Origin of the sequence: Microbacterium sp. EYE_78 (genome assembly GCF_023149035.1) — a bacterium.
In the GTDB taxonomy this organism is placed as follows: domain Bacteria; phylum Actinomycetota; class Actinomycetes; order Actinomycetales; family Microbacteriaceae; genus Microbacterium.
Genome location: NZ_JAHXMY010000001.1, coordinates 1023726 through 1042251 on the forward strand (window position 1 = coordinate 1023726; position 18526 = coordinate 1042251).

Consider the following 18526-nt stretch of genomic DNA (forward strand, 5'->3'; position numbering starts at 1 on the left):
GACGAGGACGACGATGACCGTGATGCCCCCCGTGTCCACGACGACCGACGAGGCGATCGAGCGCTGGCAGGCGCGATCGGATGACGAGTCCGTCGTGACCGTGCGTCTCCCCGACGACGCGATGCTGCGGGCGGGCCGTTCGGCGTCCGCCCCGGGCGGCGCCGAGGCCGGCTGGTTCCTCGGCGGCGACTACGAATACACGACCACCTGGACGGCGCCTCGCGGCGACGGTGAGGTCGTGCTCGTGTTCGAGGGCGTCCAGGGCGACGCCGATGTCAGCGTCAATGGCACCCCCGTCGGGACGGTGCGAAGCGGTTACGTCGAGGCGGAGCTGCCGATCACGACCGTCGTCCGGTGGGGCGAGGTCAACGACATCCGGGTTCTCGTCCGTCACCGCGACCAGCCGGCCGAGCGCTGGTATCCCGGGTCGGGCCTCTACCGGCGCGTGCGCGCCGTGGTCCGGCCCGTCGTCCACTTCGGGCGTGACGCCGTCCAGGTCCGGACCGTCCGCCTGGAGGCGGCTCGCGCGACCGTGCGGGTCGATGCCCAACTGAGCGGTCGCGTGCCCGCGGGTGCGCGACTGGAAATCGAAATGTCGCTGGGCGAGACCGTCGTTGGGCGGGCGTTGGGCGAGGCAACGGTCGGATCGGTCGAGCTCGAGGTCCCGCAGCCCCGCCCTTGGAGCGCAGAAGACCCCACGCGCTACACCGTGACGGTCACCGCCGTCACCGGCGATGAGGTGCTCGACCGGTGGGAGAGCAAGGTGGGGCTGCGGACGGTGTCGGTCGACGCGAGCCGCGGCCTGCGGGTCAACGGCCGACAGGTGCTGCTGGCCGGCGCGTGCATCCATCACGACAACGGGCTGCTGGGCGCCGCGACCCACCGGGCGGCCGAGTACCGCCGCATCCGCCTGCTGAAGGAGGCGGGCTTCAACGCCATCCGTAGCGCCCACAACCCGCTCTCGCGCGACCTGCTCGACGCGTGCGACGAACTCGGGATGTACGTGCTCGACGAGCTCGCCGATTACTGGTTCGTCCGCAAGACCCGGTTCGACCACTCGGCGCGGTTCCGCGACACCTGGCGTGAGGACGTCGACGCTCTGGTGGCGAAGGACCGCAATTACGCCTGCGTGATCATGTACGCCTCGGGCAACGAGATCCCCGAGACCGCGACGGCGGCCGGAGTCGAGCTCTCGCGGGAGATCACGGAGTACTTCCACGCCGTCGACGCGACCCGCCCGGTCACCCTCGCGATCAACCTCTTCCTCAACGCGATGGTCGCGATGAACGCCTCGCCGTACGCCGTGGGCGGTGCGTCCGACGCCGAGGAGCCGGCCATGGCCGGCAGCACCGAGGCCAACGTGATGATCAACCACATCGGCCGCATGATGAGCATCGTCTCGCGGCTTCCCCGCGCCGACCGGGCATCCCGCGACGCGTTCGCCACGGTCGACGTCGCCGGCTACAACTACGGCGTCGCCCGATACGCCCAGGACGCGAAGCGGTATCCCCACCGCGTCATCCTCGGGTCCGAGACGCTTCCCGGGGATGTCGCGAAGGCGTGGCGCCTCGTGCAGGACATCCCCTCCGTCATCGGCGACTTCGTCTGGGCCGGCTGGGAGTACCTCGGCGAGGCAGGCGTCGCCGTCTGGGTGCCAGGCCGGCGCGCCGGACTCGCCAAGCCCTACCCGTACGTCATCGCGGGCCCCGGCATGTTCGACCTGACGGGTCGTCCGGACGCCTCGCTGCGTCTGGCGCAGGCGGCGTGGGGCGCACTCGAACAGCCGGCGATCACGGTCCGCCCGCTGGACCGCAGCGGTCAGCCGTATGTGCGCTCGGCGTGGCGGATCACCGACGCCGTCGAGAGCTGGGCGTGGCGGGGGAGCGAAGGAAAGCGCGCAGAGGTGACCGTCTACAGCGACGCCGACGAGGTCGAGCTGGTGCTGGGCGGCCGGTCGATCGGCAGGCGACCCGTGGGCGAGCGCCGCGGATTCCGCGCGACGTTCACGACGCCGTGGGAGCCGGGCGTGCTGCGCGCGATCGCCTACCGCGGCGGAGTCGAGGTCGGCCGCAGCGAGCTGCGCTCCGCCGCCGATGACGTCGCTGTCGCGCTGAATCCGGAGTCGGACGTGATGCGGGCCGACGGCGACGACCTTGCGTTCGTGCACGTCGAGCTCGCCGACGCCGAGGGCGTCGTCGAGATGCTCGCCGACGATCGCGTGTCGATCGAGGTCTCCGGACCGGCCGAACTGGTCGGCTACGGCACCGCGCACCCGGCCCCCGAGGCCTCGTTCCTCTCGGCTGTCACGACCACCTACCGAGGACGCGCCCTCGCGATCCTCCGCTCGACGGGTGCGCCCGGAATCGTACGGGTGACCGCTCGCGCCGAGCGACACGGTGGAGCCGTCGTCGACATCCTCGCCGTCCCCGGCGACGAGCCCGTTCTGGAAATGGCGAGCGCGGGAGAAGGCGCCGCATGAATCGAGGAGACATCATGATCGACCCCGCCGAGATTCCGCTCGACGACAAGCTGGCCCTGCTCTCGGGCGACACGTTCTGGGAGACCCACGCGGTCCCCGACGCCGGTATCCGCTCGCTGTTCCTCGCGGACGGCCCGTACGGACTCCGGCACCAGTCCGGTCAGCACGACAACCTCGCGATCTTCGCGAGCGACCCCGCGACGTGCTTCCCCCCCGGAGTGGCGATCGGCTCGAGCTGGGACCCGGCGATCGCCGCCCGCCTCGGCAGCGCGGTCGGCCGCGAGGCGGTCGCGCAGGGCGTCGATGTCGTCCTCGGGCCCGGCGTGAATATCAAGCGCAGCCCGCTGTGCGGTCGGAACTTCGAGTACTACTCCGAGGACCCGCTCGTCTCGGGTGTGCTCGGTGCCGCGTTCACCGCGGCGCTCCAGGACGAAGGTCCCTCGGTCTCGGTGAAGCACTTCGCCGCGAACAATCAGGAGACCAACCGGCAGACGATCAGCTCGGACGTCGATGAGCGCACCCTGCGCGAGATCTACCTCCCCGCCTTCGAGCGGACAGTCCGCGAGGCCCGCCCCCGCACGGTCATGGCCTCGTACAACAAGATCAACGGCGTCCACGCCTGGGCGAACCCGTGGCTGCTCACCCAGGTGCTCCGCGAGGAGTGGGGCTTCGACGGCATCGTGATGTCGGACTGGAGCTCGGTGACCGACCCCGTGGCCGCCGTCGAGGCGGGTCTCGACCTCGAGATGCCGGCTGAAGAGGGCCGGGTCGCGGAGTTGCGTGCGGCACTCGACGACGGGCGCCTGACCATCGAAGCCGTGGATGCCGCTGTCGCGCGGCTCCTCGCGCTGGCAAAGCGCCCGCGGCCCGAGGCCGGCAGCGTGGACGAGACCGCCCACCACGAGCTCGCGCGAGAGCTCGCGGAGGCCTGCGCGGTGCTGCTGCGCAACGAAGGCGGCGTCCTCCCGCTCTCGCGCGGCACCGACGTCGCCGTCATCGGCCTGCTTGCCGCCGAGCCCCGCTACCAGGGCGGCGGCAGCGCTCATGTGAATGCGACGCGCGTCGACGAGCCGCTGGCTGAACTGCGCGCGCTGGTCGAGGCGGGCGGCGCACGTGTGTCGTATGCGCCGGGCTACCGGCTCGACGGTGAGGCTTCCGACGACCTCGTCGACGAGGCCGTCGCCCTCGCCGCAGCGGCGGATGTCGCCGTCGTCTTCGCCGGCCTCGGCGAGGAACAGGAGTCCGAGGGCTTCGACCGCGAGACCCTCGACCTCCCGCGCGAACAGGTCGAACTGATCCGGCGCGTCGCGGCAACGGCCCGCCGCACGGTGGTCGTGCTGTCCCACGGCGGCGTCGTGAGCCTCGAGGGCTGGCACGACGACGTCGATGCGATCCTCGACGGGTTCGTGCTCGGACAGGGTGGCGGACGCGCGATCGCGCGCCTTCTGATGGGCGAGGCGACGCCGTCGGGGAAGCTCGCCGAGACGATCCCGCTGCACCTGGCCGACCACCCGTCCTGGCTGAACTTCCCGGGCGAGCGCGGTCACGTCCGCTACGGCGAAGGCGTCCTGGTGGGGTACCGCTACTTCTCCTCGGCTGAGGCGCCGGTACGGTATCCGTTCGGTCACGGCCTGTCGTACACGAATTTCGCGTCCGAGCTGCGCGACGTCGAGGTCGTCGGCGACGACGCCGTCACCGTCACCGTCGAGGTGCAGAACACCGGTGAGCGCGCCGGTGGCCATGTCGTCCAGCTGTACGTCTCGACGTCCGCGGGGGATGTGCGCCGCCCGACGCGCGAGCTGCGCGCCTTCACCAAGGTCCACCTCGCGCCGGGCGAGCGGACGGAGGTGCGGATCGGGCTCGACCGTCGCGCTTTCGCGTTCTGGGACATCGACCGCTCCGACTGGACGGTCGCGCCCGGTGCGTACGCGATCCAGCTCGGCGCCGACGCGGCGACGGTGCTCGCCGAGTCGGTCGTCGAGCTCGCCGGTGATCGCCTCGCCGGCGCCGTGACCCTCGACGACGCGATCGCCGCATGGCTCGATCACCCCGAGATCGGCGACGCCACCAACCAGACGCTCGGCTTCGCCGCAGTCGAGATCCCCGCCGAGCAGATGGCGCAGGTCCGCTCGATGACGATGCGTCAGTTCGTCCGCATCTCGGGACTACCGGTGCCGCTGGAGGCCCTGCAGTCGCTGGCTGACCGCACCACCACGTCATGAGAGGGAGCAGACGTATGAAGCTCGAAGGAAACGTCTTTGCCGTCACCGGCGCCGGCAACGGAATGGGGCGGGAGGTGACGCTCGAACTCGTGCGGCGGGGTGCCCGCGTGGCGGCGATCGACCGCGACCCGAACGCGTTGGCGAGAACCGCCGAACTCACGATCGAACCCTCCCGGGTGAGCACCCACGTGGCGGACGTCACCGATGTCGAGACTGTCGCCGGCCTGCCCGGCCAGATCGTGAAGGCGCAGGGGCGCGTCGACGGGCTCGTCAACATCGCCGGCATCATCCACCGGTTCGTGCCGTCGACGGAGCTCTCGCGCGACGAGCAGCAGCGCGTAATGAACGTGAACTTCTGGGGCACGGTCAACATGTGCGAGGCGTTCCTCCCGGTGCTCGCGCAGCGGCCGCAGGCCTCGCTGACGAACATGTCGAGCCTGTCGGCGCTCATCGCCTTCGCCGGACAGACCATGTACGGGGCGAGCAAGGGCGCGGTCAAGCAGTACACCGAGGGGCTGTTCCAGGAACTGCACGGCGGCCGCGTCGAGATCAGCGCGATCTACCCCGGCAACATCGCGACGGAGATCAGCAAGAACTCCGGTGTCGCGATGATCGACGCGAAGGGCCAGAAGGTGCGGGCGACCACGCCGCACGACGCCGGCGTGGCGATCGTGTCGGGCATCGAGAAGGGACGCTTCCGCATCCTCGTCGGCAGCGACGCGAAGCTGCTCGACACGCTCGTCCGGGTCGCACCGCGCTGGACGACCAAGCTGATCGCACGCCAGATGGCCTCGGTCCTGTGACCGGGTCAGCACCGAAGGGACTCACCTCATGACCTCATTCCCCGACGGCTTCCTGTGGGGAGCGGCGACAGCTGCCCACCAGGTGGAGGGAAACAACCTCAACAACGACTGGTGGCGCCTCGAGCAGGTCGCAGCCGACTACGGCGTGCAGTCGAGCGGCGACGCACTCGACAGCTACCACCGGTATCGCGAGGACATGCAGCTGCTCGCCGACCGCGGCTTCACCGCTTACCGCTTCAGCCTCGAGTGGTCGCGCATCGAGCCGCTTCCCGGCCGGTTCTCGCGTGCCGAGCTCGCCCATTACCGCCGCATGATCGAGACCGCGCGCGAACTCGGACTCGAGCCCGTCGTGACGCTCCACCACTTCACCCACCCGCTGTGGTTCGACGACCGCGGCGCGTGGCTCGGCGACGGCGCGGTGGAGGCCTTCACGGCGTATGTCGAGCAGGCGTGCTCGATCCTCGGCGACGTCCGCTGGATCGTCACGATCAACGAGCCGAACGTGCTCGCGATCACTCATGGCGGCCAGCGGCAGGTGGCTCTCGGCAACCCGTATCCGACCAACGGCATGCCCGACCAGGAGATCGGCGACGCACTGATCGCCGCGCACCGTGCGGCCGCCCCGATCGTGCGCCGCCTCACCGACGCCCGGGTGGGGTGGACCGTGGCCAACCAGGCGCTTACCCCGACGCCGGACAACGCCGACAAGCACGCCGAGGTGCAGTACCTCATCGAGGACAAGTACCTCGAGGTCTCCCGCGACGACGATTTCGTCGGCGTGCAGTCGTACACGAGCCAGACGGTCGACGCCGACGGCATCGTCCCTCACGCCCCGGCCGAGGACAACACCCTCATGGGGTGGGCCTACCGCCCCGACGCGCTCGATATCGCCGTCCGGCACACCCGCGACGTGGTCGGCGCGGAGGTCCCGATCCTTGTCACCGAGAACGGCATCGCCACTGACGACGACGAGCGCCGGATTGCGTACACACGGAAGGCGCTGACCGACCTCTCCCGGGCAGTGGCAGAGGGCATCGACGTCCGCGGCTACCTGCACTGGAGCCTGCTCGACAACTTCGAGTGGGGCCACTGGGGGCCCACGTTCGGTCTCGCCTCGGTCGACCGTGAGACGTTCGAGCGCATCCCGAAGCCCAGCCTGGACTGGCTCGGCGAGGTCGCTCGACGAAACGGTGGACCTGTGTGATGAGGCGACCCACCGAACACGTCGTCACACGCTCACGCGAGAGGAGCCTCGCGCAGAGACTGGCTCTTTTCATCGCCCAGAGACAGATGGGTGATGGTCAACGCGCGCGGCGGAGCCAGTTCGACCACCTTGCTCCCGATGCCGGCAGCATCGTGTTCCTCGGTGACAGCATCACGGAAGGCGGCTTGTGGGAGGAATGGTACCCGGGCGCCGGCGTGGTCAACCGCGGGATCGGCGGGGAGACGGCACCTCAAGTCATGACGCGCCTCGACGTCGTCGCGAACGACCCCGCCGCCATCTTCCTTCTCATCGGCACGAACGACCTCACCCTGCGGTATCCGGTCGAGGAGATTGCGCAGAACGTCCGAGCCATCGTCGAGAGGGCGCGCGCACTGGCACCGAACGCCCCGATCTACCTCGAGAGCGTCATGCCGCGCGGAGCGAAGTGGCGACGGAAAGTTCTACGCCTGAACGACCTCCTGAAGCGCGTCGCGGTACAGGCGGGAGCGAACTACGTTGATCTCTGGCCAGCGCTCGCGGATGAGGACGGAGCGCTCAGGCCGGAATACACGATCGATGGTCTGCATCTCACGGGCGCGGGCTACCGTGCCTGGGTCGCGATTCTGCAGCCCGTGATCGCGGCCCTGCGCCCGGCCTGAGTGCGCTCGGCTGCCGCGCGCAGGTGCTACTCGCTCACCAACCCCGACCGGAAGGCGAACGAGACCACCTGCGCGCGGTCGCTCATCCCGAGCTTGGTCATCGCGCGGTTCAGGTGGGTCTTGACAGTGTGCTGCGAGATGAACTCCCGCGCGGCGATCTCGTCGTTTCGCAGGCCCGCCGCGACCGCCACGACGACGTCGCGCTCACGAGGGGTCAGCAGCTCGACGAGACGGGTCAGCTCGGGGTCGGCGCGCAGCGCCCGCGAGGGCGAGGCGACGTGCCGCACGAGCGCGCGCGCCGCGGCGCTCGAGAGCTCGGTGTTGCCGGCCAGGATCGAGCGGATCCGACCGATGAGCTCGTCGGGTTCAACGCCTTTTCCGAGGAACCCGTCGGCGCCCGCTGCGATCGCGTCGAGAACAGTCTCGTCGCCCTCGAAGGTGGTGAGGACGAGGATCCTCACGTGCGCGTCGGGGAGTTCCCGGATGCGGCGGGTCGCCTCGGCCCCGGTGATGCCGGGCATCCGTATGTCCATCAGGATGAGGTCGACCTCGTTCGCAGCGGCGGCCGCCACGGCGTCGTAGCCGTTGTCGACCTCGGTGACGGTCAGGTCCGGTGCCGACCCGAGGATGCCGCGCAGGCCCGCCCGGATCAAGGGTTGGTCATCGACGATGAGGATGCGCGACATCTCAAGCCCTTTCGTTCGCGTCGAAGTGCTGACCGGTGGGAACGGTGAGTGAGACGACCCACTCCTCGCCCGACCGTTGCGAACGGAACCTGGCCCCGATGAGCTCCGCCCGTTCGGTCATCCCGATGACGCCGAAGCCGGTGCGGCCGGCGGGCTCGGGACGGCGGGTCACGGGGTTCGTCACGGTCATCGTCCACTCGCGATCGGTCGCCGAGAAGACGATCGCCGTCGTCCCGTTGGCCCCGTGCCGGTGGGCGTTGATCAGCGACTCCTGGAGGATGCGCATCGCGGTGACGTGAACCGTCGCGGGGGCGTCGGCAGGCAGCCAGGCTCCGGTGACCTCGGTGCGCAGACCCAATTCGCCCGCGGCGCGCAGGATGTCGTCTAGCTGGGGGCGCACGCCCTCCCGGCTGCTGGCGGACTCGTCACGCAGCAGCCCGAGGATACCCTGCACTTCCGCGAGCACGTTGCGCGCCGTGCTCCGTACGGTCTGCAGGGCCGCGCGGGAGTCATCCGCCTCGGCGGGCAGAGCCGCCTCGGCGGCGCCGGCGTTGACGGCGATGACGGCGACGTTGTGGGCCAGCTCGTCGTGAAGGTCCCGGGCGATCTGGACGCGTTGCGCGCTCAGACGTCGCTGGATCTCGCGGTCGCGGTCACGCTCGAGCTCGTCGGCGCGACGCGCGAGGGCGGCTACTAGGGCCCTCTGCGCCCCTATCGAGGTAGCCAGTCCCCAGATGCCGAACGTCCAAGCGACGACCCCCAAGGGCAGTCCGGGCGAACCTTCGGGTGAAAAGGTGAGGGCAAGCGCCAACAACGACGCCGCGAGTCCAACTGCCACCCACACCGAGCGCGAGACCGGCCAGTGCAGCGCAAGGGAGAACAGCACGATCTGCGCTGCCGCCCACGGGCCGACGGCGGGTGCGCCCACGAGCCCGGGGATGACGATAGCGACGGCGGTCGCCGACAGAGCCACCCACGGCATCCGACGGCGAAGGAGCAGGGCGATCGCGACCAGCACGGCGACGCCGACGACGATCGGCACGCCGAGCCACGACGCCCCGAGTATCCAGGCGACGAGGGACCCGGCGCCGAGCACACTGAGGACGAGCTCCCACCCGTCGTCCCGATGAACCCGCCACGGCATATCGTCGCTATTCCCTACCGTCACGCCGCCGCGAGGGCGTCGGCCCAGCTCGTGCCCGCCTCGATGAGACCGCGCCATCTGGCGGCTGCCTTCGCGGCCTTAACGGCGGTAACACCCGTGAGGCGGCCATCCTGACAGTACACCGCGACGAACGAGTCGCGCTCGGCATCCTCCGCCACAATCCGCACTTCGTCGGCCCGGCCGAGGTGCCCGTGCGACTGGACGCGCTGGCCGAGCTGATCGGTCCAGAAGTACGGCACCGGATCGAACGCGACAGGCTCGCCGGTCGCGATCCGCGCGCCGACGTGCAGCCCGGAGTCCGTCGCCTGCGTGCGGTGGGGCACCCGGAGCTCGCGCGCGAACCGGCGGCTCGGCCATCGCAGCACGTCGCCGACGGCGTACACGCCGGGCGCCGCGGACGCGTCGACGCCGGCCCTCACGCCGTCAGCCGTGTCGAGTCCAGAGCCGGCGATCCAGTCCACCGCCGGGTCGGAGCCGACGGTGGCGATGACGACGTCGGCCAGCTCGCTCGTACCGTCGGCGAACACAACCCTCGAGCCCGCGGCAGCGGCGGGCTCGATCCCGACGGCGCGGCCAGCGTCGCCGCGCCGGACGCGTAGGCCGCGCGCGTAATGGGCCGCCATGACCCGCCGTGCCGGTTCCGCACCGAGGAGGGCCGCCAGTGGCTCGCCCGTGGGACAGGCGAGGACGGTTTCGGCGCCGAGGTCCACGGTCGTCCCTGCGATCTCGGTGCCGAGCACCCCGCCGCCGATAACGACCACGCGGCGCGCTCCGGCGAGGGCGGTGCGCAACCGCATGCCGTCCTCGACGGTGTGCAGCGACAAGGCACGGTCGCCGCCGGGCATCGCGAGCGTCCGCGGCCGGACGCCGGTCGCGATCACGACGTGATCGAATGCGAGCGCGCGGCCGTCATCGAGGTGGACGCAGCGAGCGGCGACGTCGAGACCCGCCGCCCGGCCGTGATGACGCTCTACGCCGAGGCCGGCGAGGTGGTTCGCGGGGCGCAGGGCGAGGGCGGCGGCATCCAGTTCGCCCCGCAGGAGCGCCTTGGACAGCGGTGGCCGGTCGTAGCTGTCGTGCGGTTCATCACCCACGATGGCAACGGGCAGGTCGTAACCGTCGGAGCGCAGCGCCTCGGCGGTGTGCAGTCCGCTCGCGCCGGCCCCGACGATCACGACGCCGTGGCGTCCGCCCGTCACGACGTAATGGCGATGACGGCAGCGGGGCAACGCGCCGCCGCCTCCCGGACCGCCTCGTCCTGCTCTGCGGGCGGGTTCGGGTCGAGCACGACCACCGTGCCGTCGTCGTCGTTCTGGTCGAACACGGCGGGGGCCGCGAGGGCGCACACTCCCGCCCCGACGCAGCGCGGCATGGCGATGGTGAAAGTGCTCATGCCACGACCTCGTCCCAATCGACCCGCAGTTCTCGGATGCCGTAGACGACGGCATCGTTCTTATAGGGGATCTCGTCGGCTGGCATGACAACGCGCAGGCCCCGCACGCGGCGGAACAGCTCGGGCAGGGCGATGCGCAGCTCGAGGCGGGCGAGGTGCTGGCCGAGGCACTGGTGCGGACCGTAGCCGAACCCGAGGTGTGCCGAGCTGCGGGCGAGATCGAGGTCGTCGCCGTCGTCGAGGAACGCCGCGTCGCGGTTGGCTGACTCGAGGACGACGGCCACGTGCTCGCCCGCGCGCACGGTGACGCCGCCGATCTCGAGGTCCGCGACGGCCTTACGCAGCACGCCGTTGTGGACGATCGAGAGGTAGCGCACGAGCTCGTCGACCGCCGTGGCCTCGGTGGCCGGGTCGAGCAGCCGAGCGGCCTCCTTGGGGTGCTGCAGGAGGGCGTGCGTGCCGAGCGTGATCATGTTCGCGGTCGTGTCATGGCCCGCCGCCAGCAGCAGCATCGCGATGCCCTGCAGCTCGGCGGCATCCATCGGCCGTTCGGTGGGCTCGAGGATCAGCCGGCTGATCAGGTCGTCGCCGGGGTTCTTCAGCTTCGCGTCGACCAGCTGGGCGAAGAAGGTCACGCTCTCGTAGGCGGCGGCCTGGCGCTCTTCGAGGGAGAAGCGCAGGTCGACCTGCGCGGCGGTGAAGCGCTCGAACTTTTCGCGGTCCTCCTCGGGCACGCCGAGGAGTTCGCTGATCACGAGCGCGGGAACTGGAAGGCCGAAGGCGCGGTACAAGTCGATCGGGCCGGAGGTCGCCGCGAGCCGGTCGATGTGCTCGGCCACGACGCGACGAATGAACGGCTCGAGGTGCGCGACGCGCTTGATCATGAACTCGCGCGCAAGACGCAGACGCAGACGCGAGTGCGCGTCGCCGTCGTGGCGCAGCAGGACACCCGGGGGCGGGGGCGCACCGAGGGCGTCCTTGTCGCCCATAAGGTGGCTCGAACTCGAGTCGATGTTGCTGAAGGATGCGCCGTCTCCGAGCACGCGCTGCGCGTCCGCGTAGCGCGTGACGAGCCAGACGTCGATGCCGGCAGGCGTGCTCACCCGGGTGATGGGTGACTCCTCGCGGAGCGTGCGGTAGCGGGGGTCGGGGTCGAACGGGCAGCGCTGGGTCGGGAGTGCCTCGGTGGGCGATGAAGTCGGGGGCATCGGTGCTCCTTGAATCCGGGGGGCGATTGGAGACAGCTTCGCCCGGGGCAGCCGTGACGGCATCCCCCGGGCGAAGCAGACGCGACTACCGCGTCAGCAGTACATCGGACTCCTCGGCGCGTGCGACCGGAGCCACCGGGAGGTTCTCGCCCTCGATGTCGACCCGCGGGATCACCCGCTCGGCCCACCGCGGCAGCCACCACGCGGCACGGCCGAGCAGCGCGAGGGTCGCCGGCACCAGCAGCATCCGCACCAGGATCGCGTCGGCGACCACGCCCACCGCCAGCGCGAGGGCGATCGAGCCCACGAGCGAAGACGGGCTCAGTGCGAAGCCGCCGAAGACAGCAGTCATGATGGCCGCGGCGGCCACCACCACGGGTGCGGCGCTGCGGAATCCGGTGCGCACGGCCTCGGCCGGCGACAGGCCGTGGCGGTACGCCTCGTGGATGCGGGTGACGAGGAACACCTGGTAGTCCATCGCGAGGCCGAAGAGGATCCCGGTCACGATGATCGGCAGCAGGCTCAGCAGCGGGTTGCCCTGCGGCGCCTGCACGACGGCGTCGAACCAGCCCCACTGGAACACCGCCACGGTCGCGCCGAGGCCGGCGCCGAGCGACAGCAGGAAGCCCACGGTCGCCAGCAGCGGCACGAGGATCGAGCGGAACAGGACGACCAGCAGCAGCAGTGACAGACCGACGATGAGCGCGATGTAGAGGATGAGCGCGTTGCGCAGCTGCTCGTCCGAGTCGATGCTGAGAGCGGTCGAGCCCGTGACCTGCACCTTCGCTTCTTCGGTAGAGAGATCGCGGATATCGCTCACGAGCGCTTTCGTGGCGTCATCGAGCGGTCCCGATTCGGCGACCACCGTCAGCAGTGCCGTATCTCCGGACTCGGAGACGCCGGACGGGATGACGGCGGTGACGTCGTCGAGTCCGCCGATGCTGTCGGCGGTCGTCTGCACCGCCGCAGCGGCATCGTCCGCGCGGACGAGCACGACGAGGGGATCCTGCGCTCCGTCGCCGAACCTGTCGGCGACCAGGTCGTACGCGGCGCGCTGCGAGGAGGTCGGGTCCTCACCGCCGGGGATGACCAGGGAGGTCTGCATCGACGCGACCGGAACGGCCGCGACGCCGAGGATGAGCACAGTGCCGGCGATCGCGAGGATTGGGCGGCGCGTGACGCGAGCGCCCCATCGCGTAGCCCACGCCGGGCCGTACGACGACGTCGAACGACGCCGTCGCGCTCGGCGGGGCAGCGCGCGACGTCCCATGATGCTCATGAGCGCCGGCATCAGGGTCAGCGACATCAGGACGGCGACGACGACGGCGGCGGCCGCGGCCAGTCCCATCTCCCCGAGGAAGGGGATGCCGACAACGGTCAGTCCCACGAGGGCAATGATGACCGTCGCGCCGGCGAAGGCGACGGCCGAGCCGGCCGTGCCGCTAGCAAGGGCGATCGCTTCGGGCACGATGCGGCCGTTGCCAAGCTCGGAACGGAAGCGCGACAGCACGAACAGGCCGTAGTCGATGCCGACCGCGAGACCCAGCATGACCGCCAGGATCGGGGTGACCGAGCCAATAGGTGAGATGGCGGACGCGGCGAGAACACCGAGCACGCCGACGCCGACACCGACGAGGGCCCCGAGCATGTTCGCGCCGGCGGCCACGAGCGAGCCGAACGTGATCATCAGGACGAGAAAGGCGACGACGGCGCCGACGATCTCGCTCGGTCCGAGGATTTCGGGAATCTCCGACGAGACCGTGCCGCCCACCTCCGCGGCGAGGCCGTCTGCGCGCACGTCGTCGGCCACGGCGGCGAGGTCGTCGGCGGCGACCTCCGCCTCGTGCTCGCTGAGCTCGTCGAAGGTCACGTCGATGATCGCCGTCGAGAGGTCGGGGGAGATCCTCGGCTGGGCGGGGTCGAGCGGGTCGGACACCGAGGCCACGTTCGGCAGTGCTGTCAGGCTCTCGCGGGCTTCGACGATGCGGGCGGCCTCGTCGGTGATCTGCCCGTCGTCGGAACTGATCACCAGCTGCAGGGCGGGGCCGGACACGCCGGTCGAGGCGAATTCCTCGTCGAGGGTCTTCATCGCGTCACTGGAGTCGGTGCCGGGGACATCGAAGCCGCCGTCGCTGAACTTCATGCCGGTCAGCGTGACGACGGCCAAGAGGATCAGGGCCAGGATCCAGGCGACGACGACCGCGATGCGGTGTCGCGCCGAGAAGGCCCCGAGGCGGGAGAGCAGGGCGGGCATTTTTTCCTTCGGGGGTGGGGGACGTGTCGACTCTGGTCGACCTCACACAGCCTCTGCGCAGCGCCGCCGTCGCACATCCCGCCCGATGCGCGACGTCACTCCCGCGGACGCAGTAGTGCGGCTACCGCGTCCGCGGTAGCCGCACTCGATCCCGCGCGAGCGTCAGGGCGTGGCGGGGAGGAACTGCGGTTCGCCGGCGGTGACCCCGCCCGGCCCGTAGCTGTCGACGGCCACCCAGTAATCTTGGCCCGCGTTGAGTGTTGTCAGCTCAAGGCGGTCGGACGCCCAGACCTGCCACGACTTGTACAGGCGGTCGGGCGCCAGCCCATAGCGGACGTTGTAGCCGTCCGCCGAAACGGTGGCGGCCCATGACACGACGGCGTCGAGGGGACCGGTGCGCACTGCGCGTGCGGTCACCGCCGGGGGAGCCGGGACATCGTGGTGGCCGAAGACGCGGACCCCGCTCACGGCGAAGACCCCGTCCCAGGCGACGGCGATGCCGGTGACCCGGATGTAGCGCAGGCGCTCCGGTTGGGGGAGCGTGACGAGTCGGTGCGGCCGGTCGGAGGCGTCGTCGCGGCCGTCGTGGAGCGTGATCCAGCGCTCGCCGTCGACGGAGCCCTCGAGGAGATACCGCGTGGGGTGGTCCTCGGCATAGACGGCGCGGTAGGCCACCGGCTGCTCCTGCGGGCTGCGCCGGGGCCGCCGCGGCTTGTGCCGGCGCGCCTGGTGGTCGGCGATGTTCACCTGCACGGCATGCACCTCGCGGGTCTCCTCGAGATCCAACGTGAGCGTGTGCCCGGGCTGCGTATCAGCGGCCGCCCACCACGTGCGGATGTCCTCGTCGACGGCGAGTTCGGGGCCGTGTCCGGGTGCTGCGGAGCTCGCGAGCGTCCGCGCGCGGTAGGACTGCAGCATCCATCCCGTGCTGATCCCCGTCCAGGGGTCGACGGGGCCCTGCGGGACGAGCGTTGGGTAGTCGCCGAAGTTCTGGTTGCAGAACAGCGTGCCCTCGTCGTCGAATCCGGCCGGGAAGATGCCCAGCCGCCGCTCGAACCGGTGGTTGACCGAGATGCGCATCGTCGAGGCGTGCCACCAGTTGCCGTGCTCGTCCTGGAACGTGCTGCCGTGGCCGGCGCCGGTCGCGAAGCCGCCCGGCTTCGACGAGAACGGGCTGTGCGCAGAGGCCGTGTACGGGCCGAGGGGGGATGTCGCGGTGTAGTAGCCGTCGCCGTACACGTTGTACTCCGTGCCGGGACCGGCGTACTGCAGGTAGTACACGCCGCGGTGCTTGTCGACCCACGCGCCCTCGAGGAAGGGCGCTTCGCCGTGGGTGCCGAAGACCCGGGCGCTGAACTTCTCGGCGATCGTGGCCGGCGGGCTGGTGCGGTTGTTCTCGCCGTTGCGCTCCCAGCCGTGCTCGCGCGGCTGCCCGCCGAGCAGGTCGACGGTCTCGCCGATCGGGCGGAGCGTGGCGGGGTCGACCTCGACGCCGCGCAGCGGCTCCTTGTCGGAGCAGCCCCAGTACAGGTAGGTGCGGCCGTCGTCGTCCTGGAAGACGTTCGGGTCCCACCACGCGAACGTGCTCTCCCCGATCTGCTCGAACCCCTCCGTCAGCGGCGCGCGCGAACGGAAGATCGGGCTTCCGGGGCGGCGACGGGATGCCGTGACGACGAGCGCGCCGTCCACCTCGCGGATGTCGGGTGCGTAGTCGCCCGCGGGCAGGTCGGGCGTCGCGGCGAACTCCCACTGGCGCAGATCGGTGGAGTGCCAGTATCCGCCGCTCATCGACGCGAACAGGTAGTACCGCCCGCCGTAGCGCACGACGGAGGGGTCGGCCGCCTCGCGGAAGACCGCGCGCAGCGGCCCGCCCGCGAAGTCTTGGTAGCGGTATGCCAGGTCGACGGGGTTGCAGACGACGGCGGTGGGATCGATATCGGTCACAGTGACTCCAGCGTCTCTCGCAGGTCCCGCTCGAGCTCGGGCGTGCTGTGGGGGATCATCGGCAGCATGATGCCGAGCGTGACCTGCTCTGCCTCGGGCCCGGATGCGTCGATGGGGAAGGGCAGGTGCTTTTTGAACACCGCCGTCAGCGCGCGCCAGGCGGCGCGGTCCTCCGCGAGGGTCTTGAGCGAGGTGTCGAAGTTGTACGCCTCGCGGGCCGCGACGAAGATGTCGTAGGTCCACGCGTGCGCGCCCGATCCGACGGTCTCGACCGCGGCATCCGGGTGGCTCGGCAGGACGACCTCCGCCTCGGTCCCGGCCGGAACCGTCACCTCGACGGTCAGCTTCCGCCCCTCGATGCGCCACGACACCTCGACCCGGCCGTGCGCGGTCTCGTGCGCGAGACGGGCCGAGGTCAGGCCGCCGCCGGGCTGGGGGGCGATCCGCATCCGGCGGTATCCCGGCTCGCGCGCCTCCAGACCACCGATGACGCGGTGCATCCACTCGGCCACCGAGCCGAGCGCGTAGTGGTTGAGCGAGGTCATGCCGGTGGAGTTGAGCGTGCCGTCGGGCCGCACGGCATCCCACCGTTCCCAGATCGTCGTCGCGCCCTGGGTGACGGGGTAGAGGAACGACGGGCAGCTCTGCTCGGTCAGCAGCAGGTACGCGGTGTCGGTGTACCCGGTGTCCGAGAGCGCCTGTGCGACGAAGGGGGTGCCGGCGAAGCCCGTCGAGACGGTGTAGCCGCTCTTGGTGACGAGGTGCGCGAGGCGAGCGCCGGCGTGCTCGCGCTGGGGTGCATCGAGCAGGTCGAAGCAGATGGCCAGCGCGTACGCCGTCGCCGAGTCGCTCACGAGGCGCCCCGACGGCGCGACGTACTCGGTGCGGAAGGCCGCACGTACGCGGTCGGACAGGGCGTCGTAGCGCTCCGCCTGCTCGCCGAGCCCGAGGGCGCGGGCCGCCGCCGTCATCCGGCGGAGGGTGCGGATGAAGAAGGCCGTCGCCACGAGGTGGCGGTCGGTCTTGCCCCCGCTGGCGTCCTCCGGCGGAGCGTCGGGGTCGAGCCAGTCACCGAACTGGAAGCCCGAGCCCCACAGTCCGTCGGGGTCGAGCAGGCCCTCGACCTGGTCGACGAACGCGACCATGGCCGGCCAGTTGCGGCGCAGGATCTCCACGTCGCCGTGCTCCCAGTACAGCGTCCAGGGCAGGCCGACGACGACGTCGCTCCACAGCGCCGTCGGGGCGGACGGGATGCCGGAGATGTCGGGGACGTAGAAGGGCACGTAGCCCTTCTCGCGCTGTTCGGCCGCGAGGTCGTCGAGCCACGAGCCGAGCACGCCGCGCACGTCGTACAGGAACGCCGCGGTCGGTGCGAAGGCGTGCAGGTCGCCCGTCCAGCCCAGGCGCTCGTCGCGCTGCGGGCAGTCGGTCGGAACGCCGACGAAGTTGCCGCGCATCGACCACACGACGTTCTCGTGCAGACGCGACAGCAGTGGGTCGGAGGTCTCGAGCCAGCCGGTGCGCTCCATGTCGCTGTGCACGACGATCGCCGTCAGGTCGGCGGCATCGAGCTCGCCCGGCCAGCCCTCGACGTCGACGTAGCGGAAGCCGTGGAAGGTGAAGGCGGGTTCCCACGTCTCGACGCCGTCGCCGCGCAGCGTGTAGCGGTCGGTGGCCTTCGCGGTGCGGAGGGTCTCGTACTCCGCCTCGCCCTGCGCGTTGAGAAGCTCGGCGTGCCGGAGGGTCACCGCGGAGCCGCGGGGTCCCGAGACGCGGAGCCTCACCCAGCCGGTGAGCACCTGCCCGAAATCGACGACCGTCCGCCCCGAAGGCGTCGTGAGGACCGAAACCGCGGGCAGTTCCTGCGTGCGCCGGATCGGGGGCGCGGCATCGTCGACGAGCACGCCGAGGTCGACCTCGTGTGCGACGACGGGTGCCCAGGTGGAATCGTCGAACCCGGGCTCGCTCCAGCCCTCCGGCTCGCGGCGGGCGTCATAGTCCTCGCCGTCATAGATTCCGGCCGAGAGCACAGCTCCTGTTGCGACACGGCAGTCGGTGTTGGTGCCGATGACCTCGGTACGGTCGCCGTAGTCGAGCTGTAGCTCGAGGTACAGGGCGGGGCGGTCGCTGTAGTGGTGCCGCTTGTGCTCGAACCCGATCCGACCGACGGCCCACCCCTCACCCACGATTGCGCCGATCGCGTTCTCGCCAATTACCAGCAGGTCGGTGACGTCCGTGGTCGTGACCGCGATGCGGTGGGTGTATGAAGTCCATCCCGGAGCCAGCACGTCCCCACCGACGCGTTGTCCGTTGAGGAAGGGCTCCACGATACCCAGCGCCGTCGCCCGCAGCTGAGCAGACTTCAGCCCGGGTTGGACGGAGAACGTCCGCCGGAAATAAGGCGCGGGGGCGCCCTCGGCGGAGGGACTGGCGGTGGCCACAAAATAGGCCCTCGTGATAGCGGAGGCTGCTGCGGTCATGTCGGGCCTTTCGTCGCACCTCATCGTCC

The 18526-nt window shown here is 70.6% G+C and carries 13 protein-coding genes; 5 read left to right on the top strand and 8 right to left on the bottom strand.

Features of this window, described 5'->3' with window-relative positions; translation table 11 throughout:
- The first annotated feature begins 22 nt into the window (after positions 1 to 22).
- The 5 genes from KZX17_RS04955 to KZX17_RS04975 are packed head-to-tail and all read left to right on the top strand — an operon-like array spanning position 23 to position 7367.
- Positions 23 to 2479, top strand: a complete 2457-nt coding sequence (locus KZX17_RS04955) for a glycoside hydrolase family 2 TIM barrel-domain containing protein (protein WP_248170378.1) — start codon at positions 23 to 25, stop codon at positions 2477 to 2479.
- Between the two features lie 14 nt (positions 2480 to 2493).
- On the top strand, positions 2494 to 4701 hold the full coding sequence (locus KZX17_RS04960) for a beta-glucosidase (protein ID WP_248170376.1): 2208 nt from the start codon (positions 2494 to 2496) through the stop codon (positions 4699 to 4701).
- Between the two features lie 14 nt (positions 4702 to 4715).
- A complete protein-coding gene (locus KZX17_RS04965; RefSeq protein WP_248170373.1) occupies positions 4716 to 5504 on the top strand; it encodes an SDR family oxidoreductase in 789 nt (262 codons plus the stop codon).
- A 28-nt stretch (positions 5505 to 5532) separates the two neighbouring features.
- Positions 5533 to 6708 carry a glycoside hydrolase family 1 protein gene (locus KZX17_RS04970; RefSeq protein WP_248170371.1) on the top strand — a complete coding sequence of 392 codons (1176 nt, stop codon included), beginning with the start codon at positions 5533 to 5535 and terminating at the stop codon, positions 6706 to 6708.
- Positions 6708 to 7367, top strand: coding sequence for a GDSL-type esterase/lipase family protein (locus tag KZX17_RS04975; RefSeq protein WP_248170369.1), 660 nt, complete (start codon positions 6708 to 6710; stop codon positions 7365 to 7367). The genes KZX17_RS04970 and KZX17_RS04975 overlap by 1 nt, the downstream gene beginning before the upstream one ends.
- 26 nt (positions 7368 to 7393) lie before the next feature.
- Here the strand turns inward: KZX17_RS04975 and KZX17_RS04980 are convergent, their stop codons facing one another.
- From KZX17_RS04980 to KZX17_RS05015, 8 genes are all read right to left on the bottom strand, one after another.
- Entirely contained in the window at positions 7394 to 8053 is a 660-nt protein-coding gene (locus KZX17_RS04980) for a response regulator transcription factor (protein WP_248170367.1), read from the bottom strand.
- Between the two features lies 1 nt (position 8054).
- Entirely contained in the window at positions 8055 to 9197 is a 1143-nt protein-coding gene (locus KZX17_RS04985; protein ID WP_248170366.1) for a sensor histidine kinase, read from the bottom strand.
- Positions 9198 to 9217: 20 nt separating this feature from the next.
- Complete coding sequence (locus KZX17_RS04990; RefSeq protein WP_248170364.1) at positions 9218 to 10417, bottom strand: FAD/NAD(P)-binding oxidoreductase; 1200 nt, start codon at positions 10415 to 10417, stop codon at positions 9218 to 9220.
- Positions 10414 to 10611, bottom strand: a complete 198-nt coding sequence (locus KZX17_RS04995; protein ID WP_248170362.1) for a ferredoxin — start codon at positions 10609 to 10611, stop codon at positions 10414 to 10416. The genes KZX17_RS04990 and KZX17_RS04995 overlap by 4 nt, the downstream gene beginning before the upstream one ends.
- A complete protein-coding gene (locus tag KZX17_RS05000; RefSeq protein ID WP_248170360.1) occupies positions 10608 to 11819 on the bottom strand; it encodes a cytochrome P450 in 1212 nt (403 codons plus the stop codon). Before KZX17_RS05000 ends, KZX17_RS04995 begins: the two co-directional genes overlap by 4 nt.
- An 85-nt stretch (positions 11820 to 11904) precedes the next feature.
- A complete protein-coding gene (locus KZX17_RS05005; RefSeq protein ID WP_248170358.1) occupies positions 11905 to 14073 on the bottom strand; it encodes an MMPL family transporter in 2169 nt (722 codons plus the stop codon).
- Between the two features lie 162 nt (positions 14074 to 14235).
- A complete protein-coding gene (locus KZX17_RS05010; RefSeq protein WP_248170356.1) occupies positions 14236 to 16017 on the bottom strand; it encodes a family 43 glycosylhydrolase in 1782 nt (593 codons plus the stop codon).
- Positions 16014 to 18497, bottom strand: coding sequence for a glycoside hydrolase family 78 protein (locus tag KZX17_RS05015; RefSeq protein ID WP_248170355.1), 2484 nt, complete (start codon positions 18495 to 18497; stop codon positions 16014 to 16016). Before KZX17_RS05015 ends, KZX17_RS05010 begins: the two co-directional genes overlap by 4 nt.
- Positions 18498 to 18526: the final 29 nt, after the last annotated feature.